Source organism: Citrobacter sp. Ca225, from assembly GCF_030337175.1.
Lineage (GTDB): Bacteria > Pseudomonadota > Gammaproteobacteria > Enterobacterales > Enterobacteriaceae > Citrobacter_A > Citrobacter_A amalonaticus.
On sequence record NZ_JAOWCD010000099.1, the window covers coordinates 16,461 to 34,628 of the forward strand.

18 protein-coding genes, 1 tRNA gene and 4 pseudogenes are annotated in these 18,168 nt (G+C 41.0%); 13 read left to right on the top strand and 10 right to left on the bottom strand.

Annotated features, from left to right (window positions below):
• Positions 1-4 precede the first annotated feature (4 nt).
• Together aat and infA are read left to right on the top strand one after the other, a co-directional pair.
• Positions 5-709 (top strand): leucyl/phenylalanyl-tRNA--protein transferase, encoded by a 705-nt coding sequence (aat, locus tag OGW13_RS18775; protein ID WP_109740092.1) that lies wholly within the window; start codon positions 5-7, stop codon positions 707-709.
• A gap of 295 nt (positions 710-1,004) precedes the next feature.
• Positions 1,005-1,223 carry a translation initiation factor IF-1 gene (infA, locus tag OGW13_RS18785; RefSeq protein ID WP_001040187.1) on the top strand — a complete coding sequence of 73 codons (219 nt, stop codon included), beginning with the start codon at positions 1,005-1,007 and terminating at the stop codon, positions 1,221-1,223.
• A 75-nt stretch (positions 1,224-1,298) separates the two neighbouring features.
• Here infA and OGW13_RS18790 read toward each other — a convergent pair whose 3' ends face one another.
• Positions 1,299-2,210 carry a LysR family transcriptional regulator gene (locus OGW13_RS18790; RefSeq protein WP_192502742.1) on the bottom strand — a complete coding sequence of 304 codons (912 nt, stop codon included), beginning with the start codon at positions 2,208-2,210 and terminating at the stop codon, positions 1,299-1,301.
• Between the two features lie 106 nt (positions 2,211-2,316).
• Here OGW13_RS18790 and OGW13_RS18795 point away from each other — a divergent pair, with 106 nt between their 5' ends.
• The 3 genes and pseudogenes from OGW13_RS18795 to OGW13_RS18805 form a co-directional block, all read left to right on the top strand.
• Positions 2,317-3,177 (top strand): pirin family protein, encoded by an 861-nt coding sequence (locus OGW13_RS18795; RefSeq protein ID WP_287116427.1) that lies wholly within the window; start codon positions 2,317-2,319, stop codon positions 3,175-3,177.
• A gap of 195 nt (positions 3,178-3,372) precedes the next feature.
• Positions 3,373-3,460 (top strand) — tRNA-Ser (locus OGW13_RS18800).
• 249 nt (positions 3,461-3,709) lie between these two features.
• Positions 3,710-4,096 (top strand): annotated as a pseudogene (locus tag OGW13_RS18805) (tyrosine-type recombinase/integrase); the annotation flags it as partial.
• Positions 4,097-4,197: 101 nt separating this feature from the next.
• On the opposite strand, the gene OGW13_RS18810 reads toward OGW13_RS18805, so the two are convergent.
• A complete protein-coding gene (locus OGW13_RS18810; RefSeq protein WP_287116356.1) occupies positions 4,198-4,944 on the bottom strand; it encodes an HNH endonuclease in 747 nt (248 codons plus the stop codon).
• Complete coding sequence (locus tag OGW13_RS18815) at positions 4,945-6,126, bottom strand: AAA family ATPase (RefSeq protein ID WP_287116357.1); 1,182 nt, start codon at positions 6,124-6,126, stop codon at positions 4,945-4,947. It lies immediately after the preceding gene.
• A 243-nt stretch (positions 6,127-6,369) separates the two neighbouring features.
• Between OGW13_RS18815 and OGW13_RS18820 the strand changes: the two are divergent.
• Both OGW13_RS18820 and OGW13_RS18825 read left to right on the top strand, forming a co-directional pair.
• Positions 6,370-6,534, top strand: a pseudogene (locus OGW13_RS18820) (integrase); the annotation flags it as partial.
• Between the two features lie 11 nt (positions 6,535-6,545).
• Positions 6,546-6,834: pseudogene (locus OGW13_RS18825) on the top strand (tyrosine-type recombinase/integrase); the annotation flags it as partial.
• Positions 6,835-6,903: 69 nt separating this feature from the next.
• Here the strand turns inward: OGW13_RS18825 and OGW13_RS18830 are convergent.
• Positions 6,904-7,155, bottom strand: coding sequence for a hypothetical protein (locus OGW13_RS18830; RefSeq protein WP_000042271.1), 252 nt, complete (start codon positions 7,153-7,155; stop codon positions 6,904-6,906).
• 274 nt (positions 7,156-7,429) lie between these two features.
• On the opposite strand from OGW13_RS18830, the pseudogene OGW13_RS18835 reads away from it, so the two are divergent.
• From OGW13_RS18835 to OGW13_RS18845, 3 genes and pseudogenes are all read left to right on the top strand, one after another.
• Positions 7,430-7,570: pseudogene (locus tag OGW13_RS18835) on the top strand (integrase); the annotation flags it as partial.
• Between the two features lie 195 nt (positions 7,571-7,765).
• On the top strand, positions 7,766-8,692 hold the full coding sequence (locus OGW13_RS18840; protein ID WP_287116358.1) for a ParA family protein: 927 nt from the start codon (positions 7,766-7,768) through the stop codon (positions 8,690-8,692).
• 2 nt (positions 8,693-8,694) lie between these two features.
• Positions 8,695-9,090, top strand: coding sequence for a hypothetical protein (locus OGW13_RS18845; RefSeq protein ID WP_287116359.1), 396 nt, complete (start codon positions 8,695-8,697; stop codon positions 9,088-9,090).
• 46 nt (positions 9,091-9,136) lie between these two features.
• On the opposite strand, the gene pilV is transcribed toward OGW13_RS18845, so the two are convergent.
• The 3 genes from pilV to OGW13_RS18860 form a co-directional block, all read right to left on the bottom strand.
• Positions 9,137-10,573, bottom strand: a complete 1,437-nt coding sequence (gene pilV / locus OGW13_RS18850; protein WP_287116360.1) for a shufflon system plasmid conjugative transfer pilus tip adhesin PilV — start codon at positions 10,571-10,573, stop codon at positions 9,137-9,139.
• Positions 10,574-10,627: 54 nt separating this feature from the next.
• Positions 10,628-11,185: a type IV pilus major subunit protein BfpA gene (bfpA, locus tag OGW13_RS18855; RefSeq protein WP_287116428.1), complete on the bottom strand. Its 558-nt coding sequence runs from the start codon at positions 11,183-11,185 to the stop codon at positions 10,628-10,630.
• 390 nt (positions 11,186-11,575) lie between these two features.
• Positions 11,576-11,881 (bottom strand): conjugal transfer protein TraD, encoded by a 306-nt coding sequence (locus OGW13_RS18860; protein ID WP_287116361.1) that lies wholly within the window; start codon positions 11,879-11,881, stop codon positions 11,576-11,578.
• 220 nt (positions 11,882-12,101) lie between these two features.
• Here OGW13_RS18860 and OGW13_RS18865 point away from each other — a divergent pair, with 220 nt between their 5' ends.
• The gene (locus OGW13_RS18865) at positions 12,102-12,707 is read left to right on the top strand and encodes a hypothetical protein (RefSeq protein ID WP_287116362.1); all 606 of its coding nucleotides are present in this window, start codon (positions 12,102-12,104) and stop codon (positions 12,705-12,707) included.
• Between the two features lie 811 nt (positions 12,708-13,518).
• Positions 13,519-15,024, top strand: a complete 1,506-nt coding sequence (mobQ, locus tag OGW13_RS18870; RefSeq protein WP_287116363.1) for a MobQ family relaxase — start codon at positions 13,519-13,521, stop codon at positions 15,022-15,024.
• Between the two features lie 53 nt (positions 15,025-15,077).
• On the opposite strand, the gene OGW13_RS18875 is transcribed toward mobQ, so the two are convergent.
• From OGW13_RS18875 to OGW13_RS18885, 3 genes are all read right to left on the bottom strand, one after another.
• Positions 15,078-16,271, bottom strand: a complete 1,194-nt coding sequence (locus OGW13_RS18875) for a putative phage abortive infection protein (RefSeq protein ID WP_287116364.1) — start codon at positions 16,269-16,271, stop codon at positions 15,078-15,080.
• A gap of 227 nt (positions 16,272-16,498) precedes the next feature.
• Positions 16,499-16,774, bottom strand: coding sequence for a hypothetical protein (locus tag OGW13_RS18880; protein ID WP_287116365.1), 276 nt, complete (start codon positions 16,772-16,774; stop codon positions 16,499-16,501).
• 10 nt (positions 16,775-16,784) lie between these two features.
• Positions 16,785-17,315, bottom strand: a complete 531-nt coding sequence (locus tag OGW13_RS18885) for a membrane lipoprotein lipid attachment site-containing protein (RefSeq protein ID WP_287116366.1) — start codon at positions 17,313-17,315, stop codon at positions 16,785-16,787.
• 221 nt (positions 17,316-17,536) lie between these two features.
• Between OGW13_RS18885 and OGW13_RS18890 the strand changes: the two genes are divergently transcribed.
• Complete coding sequence (locus OGW13_RS18890; RefSeq protein WP_287116367.1) at positions 17,537-17,860, top strand: helix-turn-helix domain-containing protein; 324 nt, start codon at positions 17,537-17,539, stop codon at positions 17,858-17,860.
• The last annotated feature ends 308 nt before the right edge of the window (positions 17,861-18,168 follow it).

Here is an 18,168-nt window from a genome sequence, read left to right on the forward strand (position 1 = left end):
TGTCATGCGCCTGGTTCAGCTTTCCCGACACTCTATCGCCTTCCCTTCGCCGGAGGGCGCTTTACGCGAGCCAAACGGCCTGCTGGCGCTTGGAGGCGATCTCAGCCCTGCGCGCCTGCTGATGGCCTATCAACGCGGTATTTTTCCGTGGTTTTCGCCTGGCGACCCTATTCTTTGGTGGTCACCGGATCCCCGCGCCATTCTGTGGCCTGACGCGTTTCATGTCAGCCGCAGCATGAAGCGCTTTCATAAGCGTTCTCCGTATTGCGTCACACTGAATTATGCGTTTGGCCAGGTCATCGAAGGGTGCGCCAACGATCGCGATGAAGGGACATGGATCACCCAGGGCGTGGTGGAGGCCTATCATCGACTGCACGAACTGGGACATGCGCATTCCATTGAGGTCTGGCGTGAAAATACGCTGGTTGGCGGGATGTATGGCGTTTCCCAGGGGGCGCTGTTTTGCGGCGAATCGATGTTCAGCCGACAAGAGAATGCGTCAAAAACCGCACTGCTGGTTTTTTGCGCAGAATTTGTTCGGCAAGGCGGTAAATTAATGGATTGTCAGGTGCTCAATAGTCATACCGAATCGTTAGGCGCGGTCGAAATTCCGCGTCGGGTGTATCTGGAACACCTCGATGCATTACGCCAGCAACGTTTACCTCGCGATTTTTGGGTCCCTCGCACGTTATTTTTGCCCCAGGGGTGAATGTTTTCGGCACATTTTTTATCAGGGTGTTATAATTGCGGTCGCAGAGTTGGTTTAGCCCATTACCCCGCTGCCGTTAAGGATCCGTTCGCGTCAGGTAACGCCATCGTTTATCTCATCGCTCCCTTATACGTTGCGCTTCACGTGCGGCTTTGTCGTGTGTTTTTGAAGCGAATCGGAGTAATGCGCCAAATTTTGTTTGCTGCGTTTTAAACGTGCAAATCTTTACTTATTAAAAGAACTTCGGCATTATCTTGCCGGTTCAAATTACGGTAGTGATACCCCAGAGGATTAGATGGCCAAAGAAGACAATATTGAAATGCAGGGTACCGTTCTCGAAACGTTACCTAATACCATGTTCCGCGTAGAGTTAGAAAACGGTCACGTGGTTACTGCACACATCTCCGGTAAAATGCGTAAAAACTACATCCGCATCCTGACGGGCGACAAAGTGACTGTTGAGCTGACCCCGTACGACCTGAGCAAAGGCCGCATTGTCTTCCGTAGTCGCTGATTGTTTTCACGCCCGAATGGCGTCCAGATGATAAAAGGTCGGTTAAGCCGGCCTTTTTTGTTGCATGAAAATCCCTTACTCCTCCGCCATTCGCGCATACTCATCCGTCAGAAAATCCACCAGCGCTCTGACCGATGGCAGTAATCCCCTGCGTGAAGGAAAAACCGCGTGAATGACCTCTCTTCGTGGTTCCCAACCTTCCAGTAACGCAACCAGTTCCCCCGCCGCAAGCTGTTCTTTCGCCATTAAGATGGGAAGTTGCACGGCACCGACGCCGGCGATGGCCGCCTCGCGCAATGCCAGCATGTCGGTCGTGATAAATCGCGGGGTAAAGTGCACTTCCGCTCTGGCCCCTTGTGGACCATACAGTTCCCAGCGATGAATATGTTTGCCTGCCGAGAGACTCAGTCCGGGCCAACGGCTTAATTCCGACGGCGCCGTAGGGGTACCCATGCGTGCGATCAGCGCCGGGCTGGCAAACAACCGATGGGCGCGGTCGGCAAGCACCCGCATCACCAGATCGCTGTCCTCAATCGGGCGCGGACGCACTCTGATCGCAATATCAACGCCTTCCCCTACTACATCAACGCGACGGTTCGTGGCTTCGAGTTGCAACGTTACGTCGGGGTAACGCGCCATAAATTTCGCCAGCATTGGCCCCACGTGGACATGAAGCAGCGTCACCGGACACGTTAGCTTAACCACGCCCCGAGGCTCAACCTGCAATGCGGCAATCGCATCCTGCGCTGCCTGTGCTTCTACCAGCATGGCTTTACAGTGCTCATAGAACGTATGTCCCACTTCCGTGACGTTAAACTGCCGTGTCGTCCGCTGGATGAGCCGCACCCCCAGTTGCTCTTCCAGTTGTGCAATGCGCCGGCTGAGCTTTGATTTCGGTTCATCGAGTGCACGACCTGCAGCAGCAAACCCGCCCTGCTCCACGACATGAACAAACCACGCAAAATCATTGAGATCTGGCTTTACCATTTATTGTTCCATTTTCAGAACGATGAGGTCCATTTTAGCCACTACTCACCTCGCTGTCATGAATATAAGCTTATTCATAACGAAACAAGCCATTGAGGAGAGAATGATGAAACAAGTTACAGGCGTCTATACCGCACCTCGTCCGCACTGGGTTGGCGATGGATTTCCGGTTCGTTCACTGTTTTCGTACCAGTCCCATGCAGAACAGTTGAGCCCATTTTTGCTGCTTGACTATGCCGGTCCCCATACCTTCGCGCCGGGAACGGAAAAGCGCGGCGTGGGTGAACATCCCCACCGTGGTTTTGAAACGGTGACAATTGTGTACCGCGGTGAGGTTGAGCATCGCGACTCAACCGGTCGAGGCGGCATTATCGGCCCCGGCGACGTGCAATGGATGACCGCGGGTGCGGGCATTCTGCATGAAGAATTTCACTCTGAAGCCTTCACCCACAAGGGAGGAGAACTGGAGATGGTGCAACTGTGGGTGAACCTGCCAGCAAAAAACAAAATGACGGCTCCGGGTTATCAGAGCATCACCCAGGATTTCATCCCGACCGTTGAGCTGCCGGACGATGCCGGGACAGCGCGAATTATTGCCGGTCAGTATCAGCAGACGACCGGTCCGGCACACACGTTCTCACCGCTGAACGTCTGGGATATGCGGTTACAACAGGCGCGCCCGGTGACGCTTTCGCAGCCTGAAGGGTGGAGTACCGCGCTGGTCGTCCTGAAAGGCTCAATCACGGTAAATGGATCGACAACAGCAAGCGAGGCGCAACTGGTGGTATTAAGCCAGCAAGGGGACGCACTGCATCTGGAAGCCACCCACGATGCCAGCGTGTTGTTACTGTCGGGGGAGCCGCTGAATGAACCGATCGTCGGCTACGGTCCGTTTGTCATGAATACCAGACAAGAAATCGCAGAAGCCGTTCGCGATTTTAACGCGGGCCGCTTTGGTCAACTCTGAGCGTGAGAAGGTCGTGAAGAGCCGCGAAAAGTGGATTCACAACGCTAAATCGCTTCCCCGACGGCTTACGTTGGGGAAGATGTACAATGCGTAACCAAACGAGAAGTAAAGCGTAAATACTGCTTGACCGTTTTAGTGCAACTCCCTATAGTAGCGCCCCGTTGCCCCCCAAGTGGTCAGGCAGCAATACAATATGGTGAGGTGTCCGAGTGGCTGAAGGAGCACGCCTGGAAAGTGTGTATACGGCAACGTATCGGGGGTTCGAATCCCCCCCTCACCGCCATATTTGATACAAAATCAATTAGTTACAATACATATTTGGTTTTGTCCTGCATAAAATGCTGCATAAAGAAGCTCGTGTAAACGGGCTTTTTTTGTATCTAAAGTTCTTGTTTTTACTGTGATTTTCCTGATGAAAGGTTTGTTTTTGGACCTTTGGTTGCTACACCAAACTTACTATAGATTGTGTAAAAACGACTCTCCTTCCCTACTTGAAACGCTTTAGAAGCGTTTGCATAAGTTATCTCTCGGTAGTAAAAAGCACCGAGTTCCTCTGTCTGATGCTGCTGTTGCCCTGTTAAAGGCTTTACCACGCTTTAAGGGTATCAATTTTGTATTCCCTGCCCCTCGCGCTGAAACCCTTTCTCATATGTCGTTATTGGCTGTATTGAAACGAATGGGCCATAGTGGGTTAACGCAGCATGGCTTCCGTTCTACTTTCCGTGAGTGGGCTGGTGAAACGACGGACTATCAACGTGAGGTTATTGAACATGCTTTGGCGCACCAGTTGGCAGATAAGGCCGAGGCAGCGTATCAACGTGGGACGTTATGGCCTAAGCGGGTGGCGCTGATGGATGATTGGGCGGGGTTTTGTTTTGCAAACATATTAACCCCACTAAGTGATGTTACTATGTTATGACAGGCTTGGATGTTCTCAGCCTGTCATAGATAATCAAAATATGTGAGTAACACAGAATAATTAATGCCGTTTACTCATATAGCAGAATGATATTTGTTATATTAAGCTGTTGTTGGTAATTGTATATTACTTGACATTATGTGAAGGTTCTCCATATCTTCATCCCATAACTTATGGGCCATCATATTACCCCGCAAAGTCAGATAATCCTCGCTCGTATGTAATACAGTAGCCGATACTGCAGAAAATATGGTACTTCTTTGACATTCTTTCAGTATCCCTCTAACAGTACCGATTAATTTTCTTTTATTTTTGCTTATTGGATTTGAAAGATATCCCTCAAATAAAGTTAAAGAATCCTCTATTTTTTCCGCAATTATAGCTCCTGTTTCACATCTTGGCTTAACCAAATGTTCTCTATCGTTAAGATTTAAAACATCTATAGTCAGAATACCTTTCTCATTCCTCCCTTTCATTCTGAAATTTTTAATATAAAAAAACTCTGCCGGGAGTTCCTCAAAAGGATTAACTATTGGTTCTTGGACAACATCATGTGTCCCTTTAGAACCATTACAATGCCGACATGAAGGTAATAGGTTATTCCACTCTATTACATCATCAGGGTAATCATTCTTATCTTTAAAATGCTCCACCTCATGATATGTGCTTTTTTCACCAAGCTTAACCTCACAGTATGCACATTTTTTATCACTTAACTCCATCAACGAATTTTTTACATCATCATGATGCCATACATGAGTACCGCTGCTCTTAAATTTTTCAGTTAAACGACTAACATTCTGAGGAGAAAAGAATAGAGGTGTAAAATTTCTTTCCAGCTTAATCATTTATTTACTGCCCTCCTCGATTACTGAGGAAAGATCAATACTAAGCATTTTTCTAAGCACATTTGCTGGATGAAGTGCCCTATCTAATTCTTTATAAATACGCTCTGCTTCAATTTTATTCTCCTCATCAATAGCTTGATCAAATGCAGCAAGCATACTTTGTAATTTCTGACTTCTTGTGTCTTCCATTCCCATTACATCTTTGAGTACCTCATCTAATGTCCATCCAGTATAACCAAACTCATTACTCGGAAGTTCTCTGACGTATGTATATCCATTACTATCTGTCCCTAATGCAATTATCTGATTAGGTTCAGCATTTTGTATAATGTGAGGACTATGAGTAGTAACTATAAATTGTGTTGCAGGAAATGTGTCTCGCAAAACAGAAACAATTTTGGACTGCCATTCAGGATGAAGATGCATTTCCAGCTCATCAATCAATACAATGCCATCAAAATGCTGTGCTAAACATTCCTCATCAGGCATTCTTAGTTCAATCTCTTTTATTATGCCGAATAAAATACTCAGACATGATTTAAATCCTGATGACAAATATTCATACCAAATTTCTCCATTTGGAGTAGATACGAAAACATCAAATTTTTTCGCATCTACGCGAGAAAATTTATATTCAGCATTAAGCAGTGAAAAGCATTTTTTTGCCAACTCCAAATTAGCCTTATTATTTTCACTTAATGCTTCTGGTGTATTAACGAAGAGACAGCGTTTTGCGAACCAATTTTTCATATCCGCAACCGAAATTCCGTCAGTCAAAAGTGTGTATATGCTATGTTCTTGTCTCTCCTCATCTTTAGAGATATTAGATAAAGATACATATTTGAACATTCTAGAAATATTCAAATAAATCACTTTCCTTCCTGACTCTCTTAAGCCACTAATATATGAGTAATCCTTAGGATTGAACTGTTCAAGAGAAATATGACTTTCTCTAATATTGTCACAATCATTTAATACGGTATTTATCTGACCATCAGTAGACTGAGCATGTCTTTTAAGGACATAGCTGTTTGTATTAATAAAACTATGTGCTACGGAATCTAAAATTGTGGTTTTTCCTATCCCATTTGGTCCGCAAATAATATTCATGCTCGCATCAAAATTAATTATTGCTCTTTTTATACCACCAACATCTTTGATATCAATTTTTTGTATTTTCATTAATCTTCTCTTCTTTACAAGCCATTAAATGATGACATACAATTGAATAGTATGTCATTATACATCAATATAGTTAGATAATAAACAACCCCATTACATGCAATAATTAACATTTTCTATCAACGTATACCAACGCTATACCTAATATATCGTTAAGATTGTAAAAAGATGCAAGCTCAAATAACGTCTTCGATGATACAGTGATGTCTTACAAGAGATGAAATGCCTCCTAATGCAGCTTAACTGTCGGTGTTGAAACGCATGAGATATACCGACTTAACGCAGCATGGGTTCAGATCAACATTTCGTGATCGGGCAGGCAAAACTACATAATATCAACATAGGACGTTGTGGCCTCAGCGTGTGGCGCTGATGGATGATTGGACGCGATATTGTTTTGTCGTTTAACTGCTCTGTTTGAAAACACCATCAACAAGGTACTTCGTAAGATGGTCTATGACACAGCACATTTGCTGTCATGGTTTTAGCACTCTGGCGTGTAGCGCCTTAATTGAGTCTGGTCTATGGTCAGAAGATGCTGTAGAGCTTCAGATGAGCCATAAGGAAAGCAACAGCGTTCGCGCTGCCTATACCCATAAGGCCAAGCACCTTGACCAACGCCGCCTGATGCTCCAGTGGTGGGCTGATTTTCTCGATGCGAATAGGGATGGCATGGTCAGGCCCTTTGAGTTTGCTCAGAAACAATAATCGCCTTCCTACAAGCAAACAATCGCAGTAAATAAAAAAACAGGGAGGTTTTACTCTCCCTATAACTTGTCACTTACGCCCTTTGTTTGATTGTGCCAATACCGAAGCGGCAAGTTGCTTCGTTAACTCGCTGGAGCGTGGGTTATCAAGTGCTGAGGATGCCTTATGCTCCATCTTGCCACTGGTCTGGTTTGACGTCCCACGTTGAGAAAGCGCAGAACCAGCAAGGCTTTTCTGGATGGCTGAGGCATTAGGATCAGTCAGCGTTTTTGCAGCAGTAGAAGCCACATTTTCAGAAGTCTGTTTTACGTTTTTACTCATGAAACGAATCCCCAAAAGTCATGAACATCACTTATGTAGTGTTTTCATCAAAAAAAATCACTACATGCAGTGATAACCATGTTCTTTATAAGCCTTAATTCCACTAAAGACAACAAGGTTGCTGTATAAAATCACAGTATAAATGTAGTTAATTGATTTTATTTATAAAAATATTTTGTCTAATCGGAACAAGATACGCTAAAAGATTACTATCATCCTGAAATGGTTGTCTTCTGAAAATCAGGATTGAAGGCCGTGTTCTCATTACGTGGAGAATTCTGATACTGCTTTGCTGGCAGTGTTAAGGCGAATGGGGTATACCGACTTAACTCAGCATGGGTTCAGATCGACATTTCGTGATTGGGCTGGTGAAACGACCAACTACCCGCGTGAGGTTATTGAACATGCGTTAGCTCAGGCGTATCCGCTCATTTATATTATTATAGAAAAATCAATAAATTGAGATTGGTATTTGTGTTTCATATTTTCTTCTTTTGGCAGTGAAGTTGCGGTCGGTAAACTGGTCAATAGCCCTCTGGCCTATAGCCATCAACTTGACTTAGGATTAAAGTTAAGAATTCGAATAAATCCAAGAGGTCATTGATTAATCATGCAAATAGTTTCAGTTATAAATTATAAAGGTGGCGTTGGTAAAACAACCGTCACATCCAACTTGGCTGCCGAATTAGCATGGCGAGGGAAAAAAGTATTAGTTTTGGATATGGATGCTCAGGCAAGTTTGACGTTCTCGCTCTTGACACCTGATTTTTGGGACAAAAATCTTAAAAATGAAAGGACCATAAAAAATTGGTTCGACTGTATTAGCCAAGGTGAACAAACTATGCCACTGGCAGCACTCAGAGTTAGACCAGAGTCAATTAATAGTCGTTTTACGAATAGAGGCGGATGTGTTGATTTAATATCATCTCATCTTGGTTTAATAAATGTAGATCTAGAATTAGCAACTTTACTTGGTGGAGCAAGTCCGAGTCAAACGCAGAAGAAATATTTGAAAGCTCATGGTAAACTTAGGGAAGAGCTTCAAATACTTGGCGATGAGATGAATTATGATATTGTACTGATCGATTGCCCACCAAATTTTAATATCGTCACAAAAAATGCCTTAATAGCATCAGATAAAATACTTATTCCTGCCAAACCTGACTATTTATCAACATTAGGTATTGATTATCTTAAACGAAGCGTAGATTCACTTGTTACGGATTATAATTTCTACGCTGATAAAGATGATGATTATGAGAGAGTATCACCTGAAATAATTGGTGTAATATTTACCATGATACAAATAAACTCTGAGCAACCTATCGCAGCTCAGCGGCAGTATATTTCACAGACAAAAAGATTAAGAGTCCCTGTATTTGAGTCAATTTTCAGAGAAAATAAAACTATTTTTTCTGATGCACCCAGAGATGGCATTCCTGTTGTCTTAAATTTATATTCTAATTCAACACATTCATCAATCGTCACAGAAATTGAAGAGTTTGTCGATGAGTTTATTGAAAAGATTGGAGAGTAATCATGAGTGACTTGAAACAACTCGCCTCAGTCTTTCGAGAACTACAAGATGCTATTCTTGAGTTGAGTAATAATGATATTGAAAAAATCATATCCGGTGATTATCAATTCACATTAAAGCTAACAAGAAAAAAGAGTAGCATTGGGGCTAAAAATCAGTTAAATAATGATAAAGGATTTGATTATTTACTTGAATTGCTTAGTCAATGTGGTTCAAGAGAGGACGGGATAGAAATCTTAACAAAAGAGTTAAATAACAAATCGGAATATGAAAAATTCGCACGGCATGTAGATGTTGTTGTAATGAAAAGTGATAAAATAGAGAAAATAAGAGATAATATAATTGAATCTACCGTTGGCGCCAAACTCCGCTCCAATGCAATACAAAATAAAAATTAATTATATAATCCAATTAGATAAAAAGGGCCTCACGGCCCTTTTACATTTAAACACAAGCATAAAAATATTTGGTATATGTTCTACAGTGATCGTTTTTACCACCGCTACATGACTGTTGTGAATCTGTATTTATCAAAATACTGTTTAGTCCTGATGAACAAGAACAACCACCTGTCGCTCTGTTAGGAACAGTACAGGACCATTTCACACTATTATAATATCGAACATAAATACCTGATGCCGCTGAAGGTGTTAGCTCTGACCACTTACCGCTAACGCATGATAAAACCTTACCCATACTGTCTCGGCCCACCAGACCATTAGGCGTACATTTCGCATTTAACGTTGCCTGACCGTTCAGATGAAGATATTCACCGACTTTAACCCTTCCGGTTGATTCAATTGTCCCATTGGATTTTATCGTTCCGGCGGTCAGATTGCCTGACGCGAAAATATTACCTGCACTGTTCATATAAGCATTAACCGTTTTCGCGGTTCCAGCCCCAACAGTTCCAGACGCATACAAATCATAAGTACGAACACCTCCGGCCCATCCTGACGGTAGATCGTTGGGATTGAGTCCGTTGGTGGCGATACGTCCTCCGAACTTAGCCAGCCCTGTTGTAGAAAGCATGTTGAGATAGGTGTCGGATTTCACTTTTAAAGTGTTGTTGATGTTCACCTGCCCGTTCAAGGTTGAGGTTCCACCTACAGCAAGATCTGATGCAACAGACGCTTTACCCGTTGTATTAAGTGTTCCGGTCGTTGTTGTTCCTAATGCCGTAATGTCTTGAATGTTTTTGATGCTCTTACCGCCAAGATTCAGATCACCAGTCATAGGTAATGTTCCATCACGACGCAGGTAAACAGAATACATGGAAGAGTTGTAGCCCACACGGTAAGCTAATAATCCCCCGTCAGTAATATTGCTGTAGTTCCCTGAATTCTCACTCCACTGACCACCATAGCCAGAAGCTATCTTGGTTGTTCTGCTCATACCACCATCAACGCCCGCAGCCTGAACAGCTTTACCCAGCAGGTCATAGCGGACGTTCTTCCCTTCCTTCCACGGACTGCTGGTTGTTATCAGGCCATTGATCACATAATCCGGCGCTGTTCCTGAACGCTTTAACAAAATCTTATACGTGGATTTTTGCGCGTTTGTTCCGGTATAGCCTGCAGGCAACAGACCTTCATTAATCAACGTCTGGTAAGTGATTTCACAGCCATTAGCCGTACAGGTTCTTGGCCCCGGATCGCTGCTTTGATTATTAGTGGATGATAACGTTGAAACCTTGTCGTATCGAATACTGATATAACGGTTAACCGCCTCACCAAGCTGTTTTATTTGCGTTCCGACATTTTCAGCCATAACTGTTTCCTGATCTTTTTTCATATCCTGAAACTTCATAAAAGCAATAAGAGTGCCAATACCTAAAACGATTGAGACCTCCAGTAAGGTAAATCCTTTTTTCTTTATCATAATTATCTCTCCCATTTAAAAAATATGACCAGAAAAGGGCTAGCGCCCTCTTCACTAAATAGACGTGAATACTAATGTATTACTTGTGGCGTTATTACATGCTGCTGCGGTAGCTGCTACATCGAGCGTTCCATCTGCAGCTTTCACCACTTTAGAACCCACTTTAGCGGTGTAAAAGTTGCCTGCCGCCGCTGTTGCTATTTTCACACATTCCGCTGCTGGCACATTATCGTATGTGATAGTGAAAGAAGAACCTGCCGCAGATGACGGACCTGTAGCTGCCGCAGCCAGCGTCACATTCCCTTTGAAAGCGTTAATCGGTTTAGCTGCCGTTCCTGAACCACTTAGCATATTGTCAGGGAAAATCTTCGCCTGAACAGCTACTGTATTCGTTAGACCGGTGAAACTGGATGCCGAGGTATAGAGTGCTTTAACACCTGCCTGTATGGTGGCGATGTTATTACTTTCCGCCTGCGCTCTTTGTGAAGCCTGCACCTTGGGATACACAATAAAAGCCGCAACTACTAACGCTGCGATAATCCCCAAAACAAGTAATAGTTCGAGTAGTGAGAAACCTTTTTTACTTTTTCTTTTATTATTTAATAGAACCATTATTATCTCCTTTTTTGTTTTAATGATACCTCCTGTTATAACGCATCTTTCATATCTGGCAATAAGTGAAGAAAGATATATATTATTCCATCTGACAGACGGATGAATTGAAAAAGGCAAAGAGCGATCTTTGCCTTTTGGGAGATTTAAAAACAACATTTGTTATCACTACTACCATTATTACTTCCTCATGGGATATTAATCATATCTGATGAAGAATCAATAATGACGCTTACAACATAAAAATTAACATTTACTGGTCGAACAGAACGCATGAGTTAAAAGGAAAAAATAGTATTAACAAAAGGATTATTTAGCGTTCTGTTCTTTTATATAGATAACAGATATTAATCAGATATCAACCCCTGTCATGAAATTTATTTAATCTTTTTATTTCTGTCTGCCATCCATTTGAGCAAGAAACCACCTCCCTGCTTTTATATATTTTATCCGTTCAATATCATTCAACATAGGAGCAGAAAGTAAAATACCCATAACAAGTTCCTTATCCACTTCTTCGACACCACAATTCATAGCCTTAGCTACTTCCGCCCCAAGAATAATCTTGAGCCTTGTTTCAATTTTCTTTTGCTCTGATTTCTCCATTGACTTAAGGCGGTTAAGTTCAAGTTGAGCAAATGCCACTTTTTGCTTTAATGTTTTCTCTGTTCTTGATCTTTTACTTTCATTATCCATAGTTATTACCTCTTGTTGTTTATACATATTTAATTATCACAAAGATGAATAACGTCAAATTTATAAAATGTTATAGCATTAAGTGGAATGTTCATTTTAATACACCCTACAACCTATAGTATCTCTGGAAGATTGAGTTAAACTTCGCAGATATAAAAGTATTGCATCAAAAAACAGTCGTGGCTAAAATGACAACTTTTATTTATTAGGAATATTTATAATGACGGATGCATCCATAAAGCTAAATAAAAGTTTAAAATCTACTGCAATACTACTGATACTTTTTCTATTATCACCTATCATAGTTATTGTTGTTGGCATTATATTTTTTAACTCCAACTTCTCGACTTATCACTTTAACTTATACTACCTTCTTCTTTCAACTGTATGTTCGCTGCCAATATATTTTTTATATTTGAAAAGAAATTCCTATAAGAATTTCAATGATTTTATTTTGTTCATTTCAGCGTCCCTTACTGCAGTATCATACGTCACAGGAGGAGAATGGCTACTTTTAGCCAAACTACCAAGCTTAGAAATACAACTGCAGCATCCAAATATATTCTTTTTTACACTGATTAAACTCAATATAATAATTATTTGTACTATTGCTAAAACAATTATAACTTTCCATGAGTGGGTAAAGCTCAGTAGAAATGAAAAAACAACATCATTGAAAGATAGTCTTAAGCAGGCAAAAATTTATGTGTCAGATCGTCTAAAAAAATTAAAGTCTCTCCCAGACACTACCAACATAGACGATAAAAAACATAATGAGCATAGTTATAATAACGAAGTCCATAAAAAAGATAGAAGAAGCAAATAGTATTATCCATTCATTATCCGTAGTATCAACGCTCATAAACGCAAGTATATTTATGAGCAATAAAAATAATATCATCATTAGGTTTTGGCTTTTTATACTGATATTTTTCATTCAAAGACTCCATGTTAAAGATACACATATCACAATAAATATGTGATTTTATCAGTTTGTCAATGTAATGAAATAATATCTACAGATGAAACCTGCGCTCTCAGAAGTAAAACCATCCAAAAAACATGTTTTTGCAGTAGAGACTCAAGTTAGAAGCCATAAAAATAAAATTGTGCAACGCATGTGATAGTAATCACTGACTAAAAATGCCCCGCACTCTCCGCGTTACTTATTTTTGTACGTTTGTTATTTTAATTTTGCCTGTCGATTTTAAACTCCATTTTCGGTTCTTAACCTGTGAATTGTGCAACACATAACACTCTCTGTTTTATTAGCTTTTCTCTTCAATTTTAGCTATCCCGCCTTACGGCGGGAACAATTAATACTTCTTTTGCCCTTACGGGCCTTTTCTTTACTCTTTTTGTCCTACGGACGTGAAACCTACACCTTTAATCCAGTTTGCGCCGCTTAATCCGGCGTTTTGTTTTACAACAATCAGTATATTTCGTATTAATTAACTAAGGGGAAGTTTTTACATTGGCTTATTTTTTAAAGACAATGCCCACCTATACACTGCGTAGCAGTGTGTGGGGTCTACCGACGGTTGCCTGCCGCAGGCTAAAAGCAAAACCAACGTCAACCCCAAAGTTTTTCTGGCGAAAAACTAACAGCAGCATTTATATTTGAGGTTAATTTATTAATGGCGATTTTTCATCTGGATTTTAAAATTGTGAAACGAAGTGAGGGTATGACTTCCGTTGCGAAGGCTGCCTACCATGCCCGTACACGTATTACAGATGATCGCATTGGACAGGTTTTCGATTTTAGCCACAGAACAGATCTTCATGGTCATATTATATTAGCACCTGTTTCCGCCCCTGCTCACATTGTTGAAAGCTCCTCAGCTCTCTGGAACGAAGTTGAAAGAGTAGAACGCCAGAACAACGGACAAACAGCCCGTTATTTTGATGTCGCTATACCTGTGGAACTCAACAACGATGACAAGAAAAAAATAGTTGCTGAATACTGCCAGAAAAACTTTGTCGATAAGGGAATGATTGCTGATATCGTTTTTCACGATTTAGACGGTAAGAATCCCCATGCTCACGTTATGTTGACGCTGAAAACTATCACCGCTGCTGGCTTCGGCAAAAAAGACAGAAGCTGGAATGATAAGAAGATGGTTGTTCAGTGGCGTGAGTCGTGGGCCACCATGTCAAACAGCTACCTTAAAGCCGCTGGATGTGAAGAACGTATCGATCATCGTTCTCTCAGAACTCAATGTGCTGATGCCCTTACCCAAGCAGAAGAAGCATTCAGCGCTGAAGAAAAAGCATTCTGGCTTGCCAAGGCAACGGAAACCAATCGTCCTGCAATGCAACGTGTTCATCGTGCCAAATGGAATGACACCGATTCACAGGAACAACGATCTGCTGAACAAGCCCTGCGCAATCGTCAAATCGAAGAGGCTAAAAAGGTCTATACGACATTCAGTGAGCTACCACTGGAGATCATGGTTGATGTCAGAAGCTTTACGATTACACATCTTGCTGAACCCGAAGAGATTGTTCTACCAGACTTCCCGGCTACAACTAAACAGCAACCTGTTTTAGCGACATCGACCACAAGCAGAAGACCAGCCGTAAAATCTTACCGTGATCCTAATAAGATCAGCAAAGTTAGTGCCGCAGGGAAGAAATCCCCTGTTCTGGTTGCTCCTGAACCGAATAAATCCTCTAAATTGAAAACCCCATCTCTTCAAAACACCAGAGCGATGAACCGTGCTCCTACAAGTAATAGAAAGCAAGTTAAACCGCGTCAGAATGGTATCTTTAGGCGTTTCACACTACTGGTAGTAGGATATATAAGAGAGAGATTTGTATGGGCCAGAAGGAAGTCCGATAACATCGATGCCGATCATGACAAGCGTATTGCTGAAAATTATGTGTTTGATGAAGTGTTAGGGATCCGTGTTTCACGTGCTGAGTTTGAAAAACGCGCCAAATTTAACAATGACCAAAAATCATCAGAAGCAGAGTTCTGTGGAAACGTATCAGATAATGACGAGACAGTTCGTTTCCCAAGCCGTCCTAAAGATGAACTACTTGAACGCAATCATAGTCTGGATCTCACCCCTTCCGTGCCACACTCGTTTAAAAATAGCGCCCCACAACTGAAACCATCAGGATATCGTGGCAGAACATAAAAACAAAAATATATTAGCAAACGGTATATAGATTTGATGCCATTTTCTAACATCTAAAATAGACCATTTAGTTTATATTTAGCTTTACTTTCATTAAACATACTCGAAAATAATTTTGATATATTGTCAAGATCTTTTTCTACTTTTAACTTATTATTTTCATGCTGCCGCAATACTTCTCTATATCTATCAAACTCAACAATCCAGTTTGCTACATTGGCGCAATTATCTGAGAATCCATCAGATCGTCTTACGAAGAATAATGTATACTTATCTTTATTACTATTCGCAATTTCACGAAGAGTAGAGAAATTATTTATCAATGTAAGTTCCTTTTCTTTATTTTCCATTTCATAATATGCGCATAAATCATTCAGAAGACCCAAGTGTCTATTTTCGGATTTACAAACCTGACCTAAGTGATACTTATATGATTCTTTGACAACCAGTGAAACATTGTCAATATAAGAGTTAACAAGAGGAGTAAACGGATTTTTAAAAATAACACAAAGCATTAAATCCTTGTGCAAATCAATAACATCATTTTGGAACCTCAATGTTTTCACATAATTAAAAATACAATTCCTAATCGGGGTATTAAAGTTTTGATCAAAACTGAATTCTACTTCACTTTTAACAGCATTAAAATTTTTATACTCATCAGCAGTGAATATTGTATGTTCAAAGAAATCACTCTTTTGAAGATACTCCTGAAACTCTTGATAGCCATTATCATCTAACGAACCATCTTTGTAGATAATTGCTGTATTTAGTGCAACAAGATAAAGAACATCATTACGAATAAGTGAGCGTAATGGGGATGTATATTTTTTATAAATATCAGGATTAGTTGAATACGTAAAGATGTGTTTCAAAAGATGGTAAAGAACTCTCATATAGGGACTGATAACAGAGTGCCCCATTAGTGTATTATGGGCTTCCTCAAGTGTTTTCATTTTTCGTATATTTTGAAAGTATGACTTACCGCCAGATGCTACTATACCACCTTTCCCATCCATCTTATCAGGAGAATCAAGGAAAATACCGACCGATTTATGTAGGTCATTATGAAGAGCAAGCAGTGAGTTATAACGCTGTTCAAAATTATTGAAGTTTGCACTTTTCTGGTTTTCTTCAAATGTCTTTTGAGCTATATCACCTGAGCTTTTAGAACTTACGGCACTATCCCAAGCTATTATCAAAGCGATGAGTGCAATACTGGCTGTAATCTTATCATTAAACTTCATCTCATTATCAGGTATGTAAAACCAGATGATGTATACAGCAAACGCAATAACTATATAACGAAATAACAATTTAAAGAACCGAGTGTACATAATGGAAACCTACTGTATGAAGAGATTGCACCATCATACAGCAGATATGGTTCTATCATAAGAGTCTCGCTCAAAACAAAAAAGCCACTTCATATGATAACGGAGTGGCTTTTTTCATAATATTTTGAAAGTTTTTATTACATTCTTCGCCTATACACAACATTATCAGAGAAAATCGCTTTGCCCGCTACAAATCCAACAATAGCAATTAACGGGAGGCTGATAGTAGCCCCCGCCATGCCTGTAGACATTCCGATCACCGCTGACAAACCAAAAGTCAGGAAGAGAACAACAAACGCATACCAGCCGGGAAAGGTGCCATATAACACCGTCGCTAAACAGCCAGTACAGACATGAACCCCTCGCTGACTCTCTTTAAAACAGAACGGGCATTTGATGGTATTGTTTTCCATGATGGTGTCCTTAATTGGCTTTCCAGCCATTGTTGGTTTTAACGAGATTCATTGCACCATCAGCAGGTTCATTCATCCCTTTAACGTTGGCGAACGCTTTTTTGTCAATCCAGCCCGGAACGTCAACCAGCTTCCACGTATATGACACGCGAACAACCTTCTGACTACCGTTACCCGGTTCCGTCCATTCCTTAATCTCGTCAACGGCACGACGACCTACACAAGCGCCATCTGTTGTGCTCCAGACTTTGGCTTTTACTCCTTCCTCTGTTATCCCTAATACGTTCGAATCATAGCCCTGCTCAAAGACCATCATTCCCTGCTCAATAAATCCATCGAGGATCACTGAATTTGTCCCTGTGCCAGTCTGATCAAATCGTGGTTTGGCAAGACGGATGGGGAAACTGGTGTTGTTATTATCCAGCGAGAAGCAGTATCTGGTCTGCCCGATCTTGGCATTGATCGCTTTCTCGAAATCGCCTTTTTCACCACATCCCGCCAGAACTAACACAGCACCTGCCACAAGAAAGACCTTTTTCATTTTCATATCCCATCAGTGATAACAGACTAAGCACTTGTACTGATACAGACAGAGACAACCCTTGAACAATTTCAATCACTAATCCGAAATGGCATCTAACACTGTTCAAACTGTAAGCATCAACAGACCAATACATCATTCTTGGCTAATACTACGTTAAACGTAGTATCGAAAACAAGGGAAAACTACGATTCTCGTAGCTCTTGATGATGAGAGTGCTTATGACCCAGCGAGAATCCCATAGAGATATTTTCTGTAAGCGTCTGAAAGAAGCGCGGTTGGCTGCTGGTTTTTCTCAAAAGAAGTTAGGTATCGCTGCCGGAATCGATGAATTTGTAGCAAGTACCCGCATTAATCGATATGAGAAAGGTGTCCATGAAGCCGATATACAAACAGCACAAAAGTTAGCCGAGACGCTAAAGGTGCCATTAGCATATTTTTATGTCGAAAATGACCACCTTGCCACTATCGTGATGAACTTTGACAAACTTTCTGCAGACGATATAGAAAATCTAATTGCCAAAATTGATAACCTTGACAAATAGAGTTTACCTGAACATCAACTGTTTTCGCATTTTACGCTAAAACAAGAGATATGAGCTGATATGGTTTTTAAAGATGCTTATATCTTTCTGCAAACTTGTAAAGAGAATCATTAATCTCATGAAGGTCTTTCTCATATATAACCACAACAATATTTCCAAAACTTAGATTTTTTCTGATCAAAAGTTTAAAGAATCGATACCGATATCAACACCTATACATTTATATTTATGTTAACGCTGTAGTCGCTAATCTTTTAATATTCTGCCTATCATATCGTTCTCTCTTATCATTTTAAATTAAACTATGC